The organism is Chryseobacterium sp. II3a (assembly GCF_057815135.1).
Window position 1 is genome coordinate 1 of sequence record NZ_JBYPZJ010000010.1, and the last position, 15328, is coordinate 15328.

Sequence of the window (15328 nt, forward strand, 5' to 3'; positions counted from 1 at the left end):
GTTCCGTTCAAAAATCAATCAGGAACCATCGTAAAAAAAGAACGTGTATCGAAAATGGCGAATCAAAAACTCAAAAAGCTGCTTCATTTATCTGCCATGGCAAGTATACGAGCAGACAAGGAATTAAAAACCTATTTTCTGAGAAAAGTAGAAGAGGGTAAAAATAAAATGAGTGTTCTTAATGCTATAAGAAACAAATTAGTACATCGAATAATGGCCGTAATCAAACGAAAACAGCCATTTTTTCCAAAAGAAGAATTTTTATCAATAAAAAAAACTTATAATACTTGCTTATTAACATAGAAATCTATATGGTTTTAAAATTTTGAACCAAATAAGCACATAGAATATCATCTCTAATATACTATCAATATTATAAGAAATCCGTGTATTCGTGGCAAAAAAGATAAGGGTAACTCTTACTGAAAATTTTAGATTTTTTGGGAGACTATTTCTACTGCATTGAACATCCTTTATACTAGTCGTAAAATTCTTTAATACTATAGTTTCCTTTGTTCAGTTTATTCAATTCTTTCAACAGATAATAGCGGTGCAGGAATCCGGTTAAAACAACTATTTTTTTGTGAGGATATTTTACTGAAACAGTATAGATATTCTGAGCCATAGTTTGATTTCTTAGATCCCAAAAACCTGACATTAATTTAAACCCGTTTCTGTAGCTGATTTTTTCTCCATCAGGTTTGGTCACCAACCTTTCGGCAAACTCTTTCCTCTTTTCTGTTATTTTTAATAAACCTGAATATTGAGCATTTTGTCTTTTTTCTGAAATCTTATCCGTTGTTTTATTGTTGAAATGTTCAGGGGACAATTCAGCCTTTTTCATGAGTTCTTTAGTGGTATTCAAGAAAATTTCATATTCCTCAGCTTCATAGGGTGATAATTTTTTAGCCTTATACAAACTGTCAATTAATTTTACAGAAAGGTTATCTGCGGGAACCATACCTTTATCTTTTCTGTATTGATTTCTGTTTTCAAAATCAAAAGGAAGTCTCAGTGTGTTGGGAAACTTTTTAAGATAGCGATTGCTTGCAATAATTTCGTTTCCTTTGAGATCTTTATCACTTTCATATTCTTTCATCCCTTGGCTGTCAACCTCGTGAAGAATAATATCAGGTTTTATTTTGTTCAAGATATCAAATAGTACTGTCGGATGATAATTCGGAACACTATCATGTATATTTCCGATCACATAAATTTCTGTTTTGTTTTGTGAAAAGTAAAAAGTAGTCATTAGAAAGAAGAAAAATACCAGTGAATGTCTCATTTTCATAAAGTTATTATCCTCAAATATAATTAAGTTTAGATATATGACAAATAGAAGCTTCTATTTAGGCAACTTGTCTCAGGTTTCGATCTTATCAAACATCAATGCATATGACATTTTATAGCAGTACTTTTGTATAACTAAAATCAACAATATGGAATTAGGAATAGGAATGTTCGGAGATTTAGCTTTCGATCAGTCAACAGGGAAATATAGAGATGCGGGCACCAAACTTCAGGAAATTCTGGAGCAGGTAAAATTTATGGATGAAGTAGGAATAGATGTCTTTGCAATGGGAGAGCATCACCGTCCAGATTATGCTGTTTCTTCACCAGAAATAGTATTGGCAGCAGCAGCAAGCATTACAAAAAATATAAAATTAGCAAGTGGAGTAACTGTTTTAAGTTCATCAGAACCGGTAAAAGTGTATGAAGACTTTTCCACATTGGATTTGATCTCAAACGGAAGAGCAGAAATATTTGTGGGACGTGGAAGTTTCATTGAATCATTTCCGTTATATGGGTATTCTTTGAATGATTATGAAGAATTATTTGATGAAAAGCTGGATTTGTTATTGAAGATCAATTCTGAAGAAAATGTAACCTGGTCAGGAAAGCTTCGTGCTCCAATGAAAGATCAGACTGTATATCCAAGAGCAAAAAATGATGGTAAAATATCTATTTGGAGAGCAGTAGGAGGAACTCCACAATCAGTTTTAAGTGCTGCTCAATTAGGAATGCCATTAGTTGTAGCAATCATTGGTGGAATGCCGATTCAGTTTAAAAACCTGATTGAATTCTACAAGCAGGAATATCAGAAAGCCGGGCATGATATGTCTAAAATGCAGATTGCGATTCACTCCCATACTTTTGTAAGTGATGATCAGAATGTGGTAGACGGATATTTCCATAATTATAAGTCTCAGATGGATAGAATAGGGTCTTCAAGAGGCTGGGCTCCTTACACAAAAATGCAGTATGACGGCGGAAGAAGTAAAGACGGAGCTTTATTCATCGGAAGTCCGGCTGAGGTAGCAGATAAAATTGCTTATATGAAAGAAATTTTTGGAATTACAAGATTTATCGGACACATGGATATTGGTGACCCGGCTCATGACATCATGATGAAGTCTATTGAACTCTTTGGTAAAGAAGTAAAACCATTGGTACAAAATCTGTAATGACAGGTTTTCTTTAACCACAAAAGTCACAAAAGTTTTTGAAAATAAAGCTTTTGTGACTTTTGTGGTTTAAAAATTAGATAATCTCAATCAGACTTCCTCTTTCCTCATCCTTAATAATGTTGAGTGCCGTAGGGATTTTCTCTTTAAGTTCTTCTACGTGAGAAATAATGCCCACAATTCTATTCTCCTTCATCAGATTGGTAAGAGTTTCAAATACAATATTCACAGATTCTGTATCCTGGGTCCCGAAGCCTTCATCAATAAAGAAGAAGTTTTTATCTGCCTGAGCATTGGACTGAACACTTTCTGCCAGTGCTAAAGCAAGACTTAAAGACACCTGGAATGCCTGTCCGCCTGAAAGCGTTTTCACACTTCTGCTTCTGCCTTCGTTGAGGTAATCAATGATCTCAAAGTCATTATTTTCATTAAGCTGCAGGCTCAGTTGATTTCTTGTCATCCTGTGGAAGCGGGTATTGGCATGATCACATAGCTGCCTCAGATAGATAGAGGATACATATTGTACAAAACCGGCACCTTTAAACAGGTTCATCATCAGTTTCAGATTTTCAGAACGTTTCTGAAGCATTGTCAATTCTTTCAGAAGCTCTTCTTTTTTCTTATATTCTTTTTCTAACCTGTCTTTTTCAGCGGTCATGGTGACCACAGCATCGTTGATCAGTTTCAATGCAGTCTGAGCATCGTCAAACTCTTTTTCGGCCAATGAGAACTGTTCAGTATCAAAAGAAAGCCCTTTTAATTTCAATTCTAAACCTTCAATTACTTTCTTTAAAGTTTCAAAATCAATTTTGAACTGCTGGATTTTCGCTCTTGTTTCCTGAATATTAATTTCCTGTTTCAAAATAGCTTCAACCTCATTAAATGCTGTGAAATGATTCTCATTTAAAGCCTTATCAATAGTCTGCTGATTTTCTGAAATCTCTTTTTCAATGTCTGCAATTTGTTTTTCAGTTTGGCTGACAATGGCTTTCTGTTCTGCAAGTTTAGGAGCAAGATCTTTTTCCTGTTGTGAGGCTTTTTGATACAATTGTTCAGTTTCAGTATTGGATTGTTTCAATTTCTGATAAACTTCCTCCACTTCAGTGACCGTTTTTTGCTCATAAGATTCCCATTCCAGGATTTTAAGATGGGAACGACTGATATTGATCTCTTTCTGCTTGGTAGCTTCTTCCAGTTTGAAGGTTTCCAAAGCATTTTTATATTTTTCCAGAACTTTATTTTCCTTTTCTAAGGTTTCACGTTCCAGCGTAATGGTTTTATCTGTTTCTTCAATCTTCTTTTCTAAAGCAAAAGAATCCGATCTTTTTTTCTCATAATCATCCTCATAATCCGGGCTGAATTGCTTCCATGTAAATTGCTGAAGATGGTTTTCCATGTCTTTTTGAATCTGCTGAAGAACTTTCTGTTCAGAAGTCAGCTGCTCCTCAAAGATTTTTTTTCTATCCAGTATTTTTTCAATAGCGGTTTCCTGCTGTTGAAGTTGATGAGCTTCCTGTTCGGTAGCTTCTATTTTCTTTTGGATATCCTGTAATTCAGTATTTACATCATGGAACTCTACAATATGCGGATGATCCTGGGAACCGCAAAGCGGGCAGGCTTCTCCATCATGAAGCGCATTGGCAAAACGGGAAAGCTCTTTTTGAATCTTCAGTTGATCCAGCTTTTGAGAAAGTTCTTTTTTCTTTGCTTCCAGAGCTTCTTTTTTATTATTAAAATCAGTTTTAAAGTTTTCCTGAATTGCAAAAGGTGTTAGTTCCTCAGCAATGAGTTCAATTTGTCTCTGATGTTTTTCCGTTTTTTCAATCTGTTCCTGTTGGGATTTTTTGAAGTTTTTCTGCTGAATAAACCAGTTTCCTACATTGGAAAGTAATGAGGTGTCAAGCTTCTGACTCTTTAAAACTTCGATGTTTTTAGAAAGCTCAGTAATCTTTTTCTGGATGGTATCTCGTTGGATTTCTACTTCCGCTACCTTTTCAGAACCCTTTTGAGTTCTTTCATTAAGGGTTTTGATCTCTTCATAAAACTTCAGGATTTGTACAATAAGGCTTAAATCATTTTCCTGTATTCTGGATGGTTCCAAAGCCTTGAATTTAGGTTCTAAAGCTGTAAGCTGTTCCTTCACAGTATTAAAAGCAACTTCTGTTTCCTTTAAATTCTTGATCTGATTTTCTTTCTCATTTTTTTTTTCAGTAATTCCTTTAGAAAGCCTGTTTTTATCAGCAATCAATGGATTAAAAACCCTGAAAGTACGATCATACAGTTCTAATTGAGTTTCCAGTGCATCTATTTGGGGTTTCTGCTCAGAAAGGGTGCTGAAATTTCCCCGGTTTTGTTGTAAGCTTTCGAAATCTGTTTTTAGATTCTTCAGTTGTTGATAAGTCTTGGAAATCTTTTCAAACGTTTCATTAGCCAGAGCCAGTTTTTTCTGTTCTTCTTCCAGAATGTCTTTCTGAAGCTGAATTTTTTCCTGACTGATCTCTTCAAAACCTTTTAGCTGGCCTTCAAGTTGATCCAGGTCGGATCTGTTTCTGGTATTTAAAGCTGAAACATTATTCTGCAGATCATAACGCTGTAGACTAAAAATTTCCTTCATCATATTGGTTCTATCTGCAGCACCCAATTCAAGGAATTCTTTGAATTGCCCCTGAGGAATAATGATTGTTCTTTTAAAATTGGAATAGCTCAAACCAATGATAGCCTCCGCATTGGAATGCTCCAAAGGCATCCACTTTCCTTCAATATTTTCATAGAATGTTACTGAGTGAGGTTTTACATCCTCAAACTTTTTAGAATTTCGTCTGAAATCCCTGGTTGCACGGAAAAGTTTATTTTCATAATTAATAAAATCAAACTCAATATAGGAGCTGTTTGATTTTAAGTTCATCATATTGTACGCTCTTTTGTCACGCATATTCAGACGTTCCGTTTCACCATACAATGCAAAAGAAATCGCTTCAAGAACTGATGATTTCCCCGAACCTACTGCTCCAAAAATACCGAATAATCCGGCTTCGGTAAGGTTTTTGAAATCTATGGTCTGGCGCTCCTGGTAAGAATACAAACCTTCAACCGTTAATTGAATAGGAATCATAACTTAGGAATTTAAAATTTCGTTAAACAATTTCATCAGTTCTTCATTGGCTTCCTGGCCGCCGTTTTTTGATTTAAAGTAATCCTTAAATAATGTTTCTATATCCTGATTTAAATTGATTTCATGGGGCATTTCTTCACCGGATTCATTGTTTTTAACTTTAGGGATCAGATATACGATTCCATCATGAGCCTGATAGAGTAGTCTGCGTTCATCAGCCGTTAAAAAAGTTTCACTTTCTAAAGTCAGTTCAATAAACGTATATGGATTTTCTTTTAGCCAGAGAACGGCTTCCTCAACGGATGTAAAGGTTTTTCTTACTAAAGTTCTTCCGCTTTTCAATATTTTTTTTTCATAAGAAACAGGTTTCCCTGGCTCAGCATCTATTATAGAAACATATTTTGTCTGTCCTGCCTCACTAAAGCTGTAGCAGAGGGGAGAAGAGGAATAGATTACAGGTTTTTCTTTCGTTCCGATATTTTGAAAGCCATGAAGGTGGCCTAAAGCCGTATACTGAATTTGTTCAGGAATACTGTCTGAGAAAATAAGATCAGCATTTCCTATTTTTATAGGTTTTTCTCCTTCAGGTTCTTCCAAAATATCAGCACCCTTTTTATTCATATACAAGTGGGCTGTTAAAAGATTGATTCCTTTTTCATCACAGAACTGATCTGCAAGATCTTTCCATGTTTTTGAAAGTACGTTGTTGATCTCTTCCTCTTTATTTTCTCCTAAATATTCCTTCAAACGGATCTCATTAGCGTAAGGAGTGTGCAATAATCTTATAGGAAAATCAATTGTATTGATCTTTATTTCTATAAATCCTTCTTTTGAATGGGTAATATTAAAATGTTCTGTTTCAAACGGGATAATTTCTGCTTTAGGATGACCTATTAAAATAATTCCGCATTCTCTGGCCAACGGATCAGGTGCGTTGATGAGGTTCGGAGAATCATGATTTCCTGAAATAGCAATAACAGGACGTTTTCCGTTTTGAGACAAGCGCTTCAGGGTTTTATAAAAAAGTTCAACGGCTTCAACAGCAGGGTTAAAATTATCAAAAAGATCACCAGCAACAAGAATAAGGCCTGCCTGTTCTTCATCAGCAATCATAATGATTTCCTCCATCACTGAAACCTGCTCTTCCAGTCGGGAAAAGCGATCCAGTTTTTTTCCTAAATGCCAGTCGGCGGTGTGTAGAATTTTCATAAAAAGTTGATCGTAGTTTAAATAAAGATAAATGAAGTGGTATTTTTAAAAATACGGGTTACCTCAATTTATCAGGAAGTATATTTAGATAATAGAAACTTGTTTGTAACTCAAATTTTATTGGTTATTATCGGTTTCCTTTCCTTTGAAATCTTGATAAATTTGTTTTAAACGTGCTTTTCTTTCTGTTTCTGCATTTTGTATTTTCCGTTTTTTCTGATCAATTTGCTTTTTATTTTTTTTTCTGTTGGCGTCGTTATTTTTGCTCATATTAGTTTGCAGCAAATAATTGTATGGGTGAAAAATTGCTTCATCAAAAATACTAAAGATTAAGAGGGGAAACAATTTTAGTCGGTAAGTCTGGTAAAATGTTTTAATTTTACTGCGTTATGGAAGAAAAATCAAAAGATCCTTTACACGGGAAAAGACTTGATGCCATTCTTGAGGAATTGGTGGAGTATTATCAGGGCTTTGAAGAATTGGGAAAACAAATCAATATTAAATGTTTTACAGATAATCCGAGTATCAATTCCTCATTGAAGTTTTTACGAAAAACAGATTGGGCAAGAGCAAAAGTTGAAAGTTTGTACTTGTATGTCTTAAGACAGAAAAAAAGAGACGAAGCCAGAAATAAAAAATAAAGATTGTAAGCTTGAAGAATAAGTGGTGAGCTGCAGGGATTTTTATGTCCCTCATAACTTCCTTCTTCCATCTCCCAGCTTCCAACCTCATGGAATCATTTCAAAAAGAGTATATTTGTACTATCGTTAATCGTAAAAAAAATTACGACAAAAAAAGAAAAATATGACAATTGAAAACAATCACGTTGTAGCTGTAAAGTATATCCTTCACACTATCGAAGCAGATGGAAGTAAAGTTCTTGTAGAAGAAACAACAGCAGAAAACCCACTTACATTTTTGTATGGTGTAGGAATGATGATTCCAAAATTTGAAGAGAATATCCTAGGTTTGAAAGCTGGTGATAAAGCTGCTTTTGTAATTCAGCCTGAAGAAGCTTACGGAGAAAGACAGCCTGATGCTATTGCACAATTACCAATTGAAATGTTCAAAGAATCAGGAACTCCTCCAATTGGAGCAATTTTACCTTTATCAGACAACCAAGGAAATAACTTCCAGGCTTTTGTAGTAGAAGTAACTCCTGAAGCTGTAGTAGCAGACCTTAACCACCCAATGGCTGGTAAAGTGTTAGATTTCCAGGTGGAAGTTTTAAACACTCGTCCTGCAACAGAAGAGGAATTATCTCACGGTCACGCTCACGGAATTGACGGAACTGAGGGGCACTAAAAAATAATATAATGTCCGATTTTTTTGATTGGATTTTTATAAAAGATCTCAATCTGAGATAAAATAAAAAACCTTGCAGAAAACTCTGCAAGGTTTTTTTATAAATACATAGAATAATATTCAAATAGTGCTTGGCATTCCCCTCCGCTGGAGGGGTGTCAAATTAAAAATTTGACGGGGTGGTTACTCTGCATCATGCTCCGTTACATCAATAAACGTAAGGAACCATTTTTCTCCAATCTTCGTCATAACAAAACTAAATCCGTTAACAGGAGCATTTTCTTTACTGTTTTCAGCAAGCGTTACAAAAACTACATTTTTAGGATTAGAATTGATCTTAAAAATCGACTGATCCTTTACAGCATATAGCTCTGAAAATTTGTCAGCATAATCATTGACTGCATTAGAATTAAACTGAGCAGATAATCCTTCTTTTGACCATTTCTTATTTTTAAAATCATATCCATAACTCTGATCGAATTGTATTGGAAACTGATTTCTGATATTCCATGCCTTTTTGATATGCCCTAGTGGCATACTGAAATCTACATCTTCATTTAAAACAAATCCAAGGTCACCACCACTTTTAAAAAGGACACCAACACCATAGGTTTCGTTCACATATTTATTCATGAGATCACCATTTTTAGTCTGGAATCCCTTTAAGATATCAGTAACAGCCATAGAAACTTCTTTTTTATCTTCAGCAGTCTGAGCATTAAAAAAGCTAAAGCTGCAAAGTAAAAGCAGCAATGTATACATAAAATTCTTCTTCATGTTATTAATCTAAAAATTCGCCTGAAACGTAATACCAACGCTCATGCATCTTCTGGAAAACAGAAAACTCGTGATGGATTTGAGGATGCCCGTCCTGATCTGTATAATAAGCCTTAAATTCTACGTGATTTAAAGCAGGAGTCTGAACAATTTCCAGTTTTGTCCATTCATTGATCTCGCCCCATTCCTGAAGATCCCGTTTGTTGTGATATTTACGTTTTCCCGGAAGGGTGGTTTCCATTAGATATTCACCATTCGGGATTGCAAAAGCAGAAAACCGGGAACGCATTAATGCTTCAGCAGTAGGAGCATGTTTTTCTCCGGTATGATAAGGCTTACAGCATTCTTCGTAGGATTTTCCTGAACAACAGGGACAATTCATCTTTTTTTATTTAAAAAATTATGCGGCAAAAATAAGGAATACAATAGAAACAGCCTTGATTTTTTACTTCTCTTGTAATGTTATTGTTGGAGAATCGCAGAGGTGCAAATTGTTTATTTTTTAAGCTGCTTTTAATGTGGATGGATTTCATCTGCGATAAAATTATATACTGTGGAAGAATCGCTACAAATTCACGAATGAAAATATTCTATATGTCTGCATGGTAAAAGATTTTAAATCGCATAGGTACATAGAATGTAATACTTCATATATGAGCTTCAATAAAAAAATGTGCATTCGTGGCAAAATAAAAGAAGCACTCTTAAAAGAATGCTTCTCAATATATTATTTAATAAAACCTCTGTTTCTTAATAAAGGTTTGATATCCGGATCATGCCCTGTGAAATCTCTGAATGCCTGGTTAAGATCTACAGAATTTCCTACAGAAAGAATATATTTTCTGAAACGGTCACCATTTTCTCTGGTTAATCCACCGTTGTTGCTGATCCATTCCCATGCATCGTTATCCAGTGTTTCAGACCATAGGTAAGCATAATATCCTGCTGAATATCCACCACCCCAGATGTGGGCAAAATAAGGTGTATGGTATCTTGGTGGAACTGTTGCCAAAGTAAATCCGTGGTTGGTTAAAGATTGTTTTTCAAAATCTAAAACAGGGATAAACTGGCTGTCATTGGTTACAGAATGCCAATCCATATCTAAAGCTGCTGCAGAAATTAATTCCGTCGTCATGTATCCTTGGTTGAAAGTAGCTGCTTTTTTAATTTTATCTACTAAAGCTTGAGGAATCGGTTGTTTGGTTTCATAATGAACTGCATAGTTCTTGATGACCATTGGATCCAGTGCCCAGTGCTCATTGATTTGAGAAGGGAATTCCACAAAATCTCTTGGTACATTCGTTCCGGAAAGAGATGGATATTTCTGGCTTGCAAACATTCCGTGGATAGAGTGTCCAAACTCATGGAAAATGGTTGAAACATCATCAAAGCTGATTAAGGAAGGCTTTCCAGGAGCCGGTTTCTGATAATTGTAACAGTTAACAATGACCGGTTTTGTTCCCATAAGATAAGACTGCTCTACGAAGTTACTCATCCATGCACCACCATTTTTAGAATCTCTTGTATAGAAATCCAGATAATAGATCGCGATAGATTTTCCGTCATGATCGAAAACTTCATAAGTCACTACATCCGGGTGGTACACCGGAAGATCAGTTCTCTTTTTGAACGTTAATCCGTAGAATTTTTCAGCAGCGAAGAAAACTCCTTTTTCTAAAACCGTTGTGATTTCAAAATAAGGTTTGATTTCACTCTCATCAAGATCAAATTTAGCCTTTCTTACCTGCTCAGCATAGAAATTCCAGTCCCAAGGCTCTACCTTGAAACCTCCTTTTTGCTGATCAATAAGATCCTGGATATCTTTAGCTTCACGTCTTGCTGTTTCTACAGCCGGTGTAGCCACCTGATTCATTAATTTAGTTGCTGCTTCAGGGGTTTTCGCCATCTGATCCTGAAGTTTCCATTCTGCAAAATTCTTTTTACCAAGAATCTGAGCTTTCTTCAGTCTGATTTTAGCCAGTTTTTCAATAGTTTCTCTCGTATCATTAGCATCACCTTTTTCAGCTCTTGTCCATGAAGCTTTGAATAGCTTTTCTCTGGTAGCTCTGTTTTTCAGGTTCTGTAAAAGAGGTTGCTGAGTTGTGTTTTGTAGAGCAAGAAGGTATTTACCTGGTTGTCCTGCTGTTTTAGCATCAGCTGCTGCCGCTGCAATTTCATCTGCAGAAAGTCCGTCAAGTTCCTTTGCATCAGAAAAGAATACACCACCTTGCTTTCTTGCTTCCAATAATTTATTGGCATATTGAGTAGAAAGGGATGCTAATTCCTGGTTGATTTGCTTCAATGTTTCCTTATCTGCAGCAGAAAGATTAGCTCCTGCTATCTCAAAGTTTTGTTTATAATACTGTACTAATCTCTTGCTTTCAGGATCAAGTCCGTCTTCTTTGATGGATTTGATTCTTTTATAAAGATTTTCATTCAGGTACATTTTATCAGAATGTGCTGCGAAAATGGGAGCATATTCTTCGTCCAAAGCCTGGAGAGTAGGATTGGTATTCGCACTTGTCAGATTCGAAAATACAATTTGAGCTCTTCTCAGTACTTCACCACTTTTTTCCAATGCAACGATTGTATTTTCAAAAGTAGGAGTAGCAGGATTGTTGGCAATTTTTTCAATTTCAGCAGCATGTTGCTTCAATCCGAATTCAAAAGCCGGTTTAAAATGTTCGTTTTTAATTTTGTCAAACTCCGGAGCTTCGTACTGAAGCTTGCTCTTCTTCATAAAAGGGTTTGAAGATAAAGATGGATCAGGAGCAGGAAGTTCCTGTTGTGTATCGGTCTGTTTCATTGTAGTACAAGATTGATTGAACGCCAAGGCAGAAATTAATAATACCGATGAAATATTCTTCATAAATATAGTTGTTATTAAACCATAAAGATATTAAAAACTTGCTTTATGGCAGATATTTTCATGAATGTATTTAATAAAGGAAAGAAGTGAATATTTTTCTATGATGAGGAATAAAATCTGAATTTATAAAAAGCTCCTGATAAGAGGTTGATTTTCTATAATCATAAAGATCATACAAGATGATGTAATATTTTTTATATTTTAGTTGTTATTAAATTATATATCTAAAAAATAATCTCTAAAAAAAATAAACATGAAAAAAAAGACTCTTTTTATTTTCTCAGCCTTAGTGGTATTAGCCTCATGTAATGAAAGACATGAGAAGAAAAATAAAGAAAATAACGGTTGGGTTGAGAAAGTAATCAATAAGGAATCAGGACCTATTCAGCAGAGAGAATTCAATGGAGATTTTGATGAAATTCAGGTTTCGCAGGCAATAGACGCTGAAATTATAAAGTCTGATACAGAAAAAATAGTGATTTCAGCACCTCAAAATATCATTGATGAAATTCTTGTAGAAAATGAAGGGGGAAAAGTACATATCCACTACAAGAAAGGGATTAGAGTAATGAATATTAATAAAGTTACCGCTAAAATTTATACCAAAGACTTTACAAAACTGACTGCCGAATCAGCAGCAAGTATTAATATTAAAGATAAATTTACACAGGAAAAAACTCATGTTGAAATATCCAGTGCTGGAAGTGTTTCTGGGAATCTGGAGGCCAATGAATTTAATATTAATGCTGATAGCAGCAGTAGTTTCAGTGGAAAAATATGGGCTGTGAATCTTGAGATAGAGTCTTCATCAGGATCCAGCATTGATATCTCAGGAAAAGCAAAAAATGCGGATATCAGTTCTTCTTCTGGAAGCAGTATTTCAGCTAAAGGGGTTATTGCAGATCATGTAGATGCTGATGCATCCAGTGGAGCAAGTATTCATATCAGCGCTGTTTCTTCTGTAAAGGCAGAAGCCTCTTCCGGAGGAAGTGTAGACATCGCCAGAAAAGGTGATCTTAAAAACATTACTAAGAATGAAAGCAGCGGCGGAAGTGTGAATATTGAATAAAAATTAATCCTGGGATTCTTCCTCATCTTCTTCCTCGGTGGGTGAGGAGTCTTCCCAATTTTTATTATCAAAATTCAGATTATCATATGCTAATAATTCCTCCTCACGCTGGAGGATTTCTTTTGTAGTAAACAAGGCAATATCACTATCTTCTGATGCCTTTGCCAGTTTTCTGATGGAGGCTTTATCAATCGCCATAAATCGCTGCCCCAGCCGTCTTGCTGCATATTTTCTCATTCCTGTTTCATGCAGGACATCTACAGCCATATCCACAGCAGTTCCCAGAGTTTCCCGATAGATGTGATTGATCCCATTATTAAGATATTCGTAGGCATCAATTCTGTTTTTAGCCCTTACAAAGATTTTCACAGTAGGATAATGCTCCCGTACAAGTTCTGCAATAAACATATTGTCATCTGCATCATCAAGACACAATACCAGAATTTCAGCATCTTCAATGCCTGCTGCTCTTAGAATAGGAATTCTTGTAGCATCACCATAATACACTTTAAAACCATAACTTCTCAACAACTTCACACGGTCAGAATCTCTGTCCAATACTGTGGCGGATATTTTGTTGGCTTTTAACAGCCGTCCTACTGTACTTCCAAAATGGCCAAAACCTACAATAATAATCTTCTTCTGGCTTACATCACTGTCAAGAATATTGAAATCATTTTCCTCCTCAGGAATTTCTTTAATAAACTTTGGCGTAATAAATTTATCGTTAACAATTAATAGAATAGGAGTGATACACATGGTGATTGCAGTGACTGCCATTAACTGAGCATTCAGTTCCGGGCCTAGGAGATAAAGATCCGAGGCATAATTAATCAATACAAAAGCAAATTCTCCCACCTGAGAAAGAGCGAAAGCATAGAAAAGACTTTGCGGAGTATCTATTTTATAGAATTTTCCAATTGTATATAATACCAAAAATTTTATTGCCAATACCGCAAAAACGGTACTGAAAATAAATAATGGATCCTTTTGAATGATATTAAAATTAATCGTTGATCCTACACTCACAAAAAATACTGCCAATAATAAGCCTTTAAAAGGATTGATCTGCGCTTCAAGCTCATGACGAAATTCACTGTTGGCCAGCATAACTCCTGCAAGGAATGCCCCTAATGCGGGTGAAAGCCCAATAACGATCATCAATTCTGATACTCCAATAACAAGAAATAGAGAAGAAGCTGTTAATAATTCAGCCATTCCGGACTTGGAAACATAGCGTAAAAAAGGTACAAATACATATCGGCCCAATAAGATCAATAAGGCAACGCCTAAAATTACAGTACTGGCTTGAAGCCATTCTGGAAGCTTTTGTATCAGGATCTGAATTTCATTATCATGATGTTTTGCTTTATAATTGGCAATTATCGGTAGTATAGCTAAAATAGGAATCACTGAGATATCCTGAAACAAAAGGGTAGAGAACGAAGCTTCACCTGCCGTTGTTTTAAAATTATTTTTTTCCTGCAAAGTCTGTAATACAATGGCGGTAGAAGACAGAGCAAAGCACATGGCAACTGCAATGGCCTTATCTATTCTCCAGCCCACACTGATGAATACCAGAAATAATAATAAAATGGTAAGAAGCATCTGGGTGAGCCCAAGGCCCATGATTTTCTTACGCATTTCCCAGAATTTCCGGGGTTCCAGCTCCAGACCCACAATAAATAAAAGCATAATAACCCCAAACTCACTGGCATGCATAATGTCATTCACATTATTTCCGGTAAGGCTGAGGACGTAAGGGCCAATAATAATTCCCCCTAAAATATAACCGATCACTGAACTCAATCCCAATTTTCTGGCCAGTGGAACCATGATAATGGCTACACCCAGAAAAAGTAATGTGTTCATTGCTAAGCTGGACTCCATATATTATTGATTGAGCAGTTCTGTAAACTCTTTTTTATGCAGAATAATTTCTTTTTTAGATAATTTGTTGGCTTCGTAAACGATTTTGATGAACTTGATATCCGCTTTGAAAACCTTTAATGAAACGATCAGTCCACTAATTAGTTCATCTACAGTATATTGATAGGTTCCGTCCTTGCTGAAAGATCTTTCTTTTCCACCGGTAGTGACCAAAATATACACTTCTTTGTTTTCCAAGGGATTGTGTTTGCCAGGTTGAAGCCAGTCACGATCAAAAACTTCATCAATCCATAATCTTAATAGAGGAGGCATTCCGAACCAGATCAATGGAAACTGAAAAACAAAGCGGTCGTAATTGGCTAAACGTTTTCTTTCCCTGAAAGCGGCAATATGAAAATCAGGATATTCTTCATAAAGATCTCTTAAGGTATAATGCTGGTGGCGAACGTAGAAATTGATGAGCTCTACATTCGAGTTGGAGTGCTCCAGATAAGGGTGTGCAAATACTACCAGCGTCTTCTTCATAATCCTGTTTTCAGTAAATATAGTGAAAAAATATTGAATAAAAGGTAGGTTTTGTGTTGATTTATTAATTTTTTAATATGAGAATACCAATTTAATGTTAATTAAAA

The 15328-nt window shown here is 35.5% G+C and carries 13 protein-coding genes; 5 read left to right on the top strand and 8 right to left on the bottom strand.

Translation table 11 applies throughout. The annotated features are described in order from the left end of the window. Positions 1 to 303, top strand: a 303-nt coding sequence (locus AC3HD6_RS19415) for a transposase (protein ID WP_488897678.1), incomplete at its 5' end; no start/stop codon positions are given. 175 nt (positions 304 to 478) lie between these two features. Here the strand turns inward: AC3HD6_RS19415 and AC3HD6_RS19420 are convergent. Then, positions 479 to 1285 (bottom strand): hypothetical protein, encoded by an 807-nt coding sequence (locus tag AC3HD6_RS19420; protein WP_488897839.1) that lies wholly within the window; start codon positions 1283 to 1285, stop codon positions 479 to 481. 154 nt (positions 1286 to 1439) lie between these two features. On the opposite strand from AC3HD6_RS19420, the gene AC3HD6_RS19425 reads away from it, so the two are divergent. Continuing rightward, positions 1440 to 2465 carry an LLM class flavin-dependent oxidoreductase gene (locus tag AC3HD6_RS19425; RefSeq protein ID WP_488897840.1) on the top strand — a complete coding sequence of 342 codons (1026 nt, stop codon included), beginning with the start codon at positions 1440 to 1442 and terminating at the stop codon, positions 2463 to 2465. A gap of 76 nt (positions 2466 to 2541) precedes the next feature. On the opposite strand, the gene AC3HD6_RS19430 is transcribed toward AC3HD6_RS19425, so the two are convergent. Beyond that, positions 2542 to 5577 carry an AAA family ATPase gene (locus tag AC3HD6_RS19430; RefSeq protein WP_488897841.1) on the bottom strand — a complete coding sequence of 1012 codons (3036 nt, stop codon included), beginning with the start codon at positions 5575 to 5577 and terminating at the stop codon, positions 2542 to 2544. 3 nt (positions 5578 to 5580) lie between these two features. After that, positions 5581 to 6786, bottom strand: a complete 1206-nt coding sequence (locus tag AC3HD6_RS19435; protein ID WP_488897842.1) for a metallophosphoesterase family protein — start codon at positions 6784 to 6786, stop codon at positions 5581 to 5583. 389 nt (positions 6787 to 7175) lie between these two features. On the opposite strand from AC3HD6_RS19435, the gene AC3HD6_RS19440 reads away from it, so the two are divergent. Next, the gene (locus AC3HD6_RS19440; RefSeq protein ID WP_068940058.1) at positions 7176 to 7427 is read left to right on the top strand and encodes a VF530 family protein; all 252 of its coding nucleotides are present in this window, start codon (positions 7176 to 7178) and stop codon (positions 7425 to 7427) included. Positions 7428 to 7590: 163 nt separating this feature from the next. Beyond that, positions 7591 to 8091 carry an FKBP-type peptidyl-prolyl cis-trans isomerase gene (locus AC3HD6_RS19445; RefSeq protein ID WP_488897843.1) on the top strand — a complete coding sequence of 167 codons (501 nt, stop codon included), beginning with the start codon at positions 7591 to 7593 and terminating at the stop codon, positions 8089 to 8091. A gap of 183 nt (positions 8092 to 8274) precedes the next feature. Here the strand turns inward: AC3HD6_RS19445 and AC3HD6_RS19450 are convergent, their stop codons facing one another. From AC3HD6_RS19450 to AC3HD6_RS19460, 3 genes are all read right to left on the bottom strand, one after another. After that, a complete protein-coding gene (locus tag AC3HD6_RS19450; protein ID WP_488897844.1) occupies positions 8275 to 8868 on the bottom strand; it encodes a hypothetical protein in 594 nt (197 codons plus the stop codon). A 4-nt stretch (positions 8869 to 8872) separates the two neighbouring features. Further along, positions 8873 to 9250, bottom strand: a complete 378-nt coding sequence (locus AC3HD6_RS19455) for a YchJ family protein (RefSeq protein ID WP_488897845.1) — start codon at positions 9248 to 9250, stop codon at positions 8873 to 8875. 345 nt (positions 9251 to 9595) lie between these two features. After that, entirely contained in the window at positions 9596 to 11737 is a 2142-nt protein-coding gene (locus AC3HD6_RS19460) for a M3 family metallopeptidase (RefSeq protein WP_488897846.1), read from the bottom strand. A gap of 253 nt (positions 11738 to 11990) precedes the next feature. On the opposite strand from AC3HD6_RS19460, the gene AC3HD6_RS19465 reads away from it, so the two are divergent. Further along, entirely contained in the window at positions 11991 to 12806 is an 816-nt protein-coding gene (locus tag AC3HD6_RS19465; protein WP_488897847.1) for a GIN domain-containing protein, read from the top strand. Between the two features lie 3 nt (positions 12807 to 12809). Here AC3HD6_RS19465 and AC3HD6_RS19470 read toward each other — a convergent pair whose 3' ends face one another. Together AC3HD6_RS19470 and AC3HD6_RS19475 are read right to left on the bottom strand one after the other, a co-directional pair. Further along, positions 12810 to 14696, bottom strand: coding sequence for a monovalent cation:proton antiporter-2 (CPA2) family protein (locus AC3HD6_RS19470; RefSeq protein ID WP_488897848.1), 1887 nt, complete (start codon positions 14694 to 14696; stop codon positions 12810 to 12812). Positions 14697 to 14699: 3 nt separating this feature from the next. Then, positions 14700 to 15221 carry an NAD(P)H-dependent oxidoreductase gene (locus tag AC3HD6_RS19475; protein ID WP_488897849.1) on the bottom strand — a complete coding sequence of 174 codons (522 nt, stop codon included), beginning with the start codon at positions 15219 to 15221 and terminating at the stop codon, positions 14700 to 14702. Positions 15222 to 15328 lie beyond the last annotated feature (107 nt).

Excerpts from the sequence above, each read along its gene's own strand:
- AC3HD6_RS19470 (WP_488897848.1), bottom strand. The coding sequence starts at position 14,696 with ATGGAGTCCAGCTTAGCAATGAACACATTACTTTTTCTGGGTGTAGCC.
- AC3HD6_RS19435 (WP_488897842.1), bottom strand. The coding sequence starts at position 6,786 with ATGAAAATTCTACACACCGCCGACTGGCATTTAGGAAAAAAACTGGAT.
- AC3HD6_RS19450 (WP_488897844.1), bottom strand. The coding sequence starts at position 8,868 with ATGAAGAAGAATTTTATGTATACATTGCTGCTTTTACTTTGCAGCTTT.
- AC3HD6_RS19475 (WP_488897849.1), bottom strand. The coding sequence starts at position 15,221 with ATGAAGAAGACGCTGGTAGTATTTGCACACCCTTATCTGGAGCACTCC.
- AC3HD6_RS19420 (WP_488897839.1), bottom strand. The coding sequence starts at position 1,285 with ATGAGACATTCACTGGTATTTTTCTTCTTTCTAATGACTACTTTTTAC.
- AC3HD6_RS19430 (WP_488897841.1), bottom strand. The coding sequence starts at position 5,577 with ATGATTCCTATTCAATTAACGGTTGAAGGTTTGTATTCTTACCAGGAG.
- AC3HD6_RS19460 (WP_488897846.1), bottom strand. The coding sequence starts at position 11,737 with ATGAAGAATATTTCATCGGTATTATTAATTTCTGCCTTGGCGTTCAAT.
- AC3HD6_RS19455 (WP_488897845.1), bottom strand. The coding sequence starts at position 9,250 with ATGAATTGTCCCTGTTGTTCAGGAAAATCCTACGAAGAATGCTGTAAG.
- AC3HD6_RS19465 (WP_488897847.1), top strand. The coding sequence starts at position 11,991 with ATGAAAAAAAAGACTCTTTTTATTTTCTCAGCCTTAGTGGTATTAGCC.
- AC3HD6_RS19440 (WP_068940058.1), top strand. The coding sequence starts at position 7,176 with ATGGAAGAAAAATCAAAAGATCCTTTACACGGGAAAAGACTTGATGCC.
- AC3HD6_RS19425 (WP_488897840.1), top strand. The coding sequence starts at position 1,440 with ATGGAATTAGGAATAGGAATGTTCGGAGATTTAGCTTTCGATCAGTCA.
- AC3HD6_RS19445 (WP_488897843.1), top strand. The coding sequence starts at position 7,591 with ATGACAATTGAAAACAATCACGTTGTAGCTGTAAAGTATATCCTTCAC.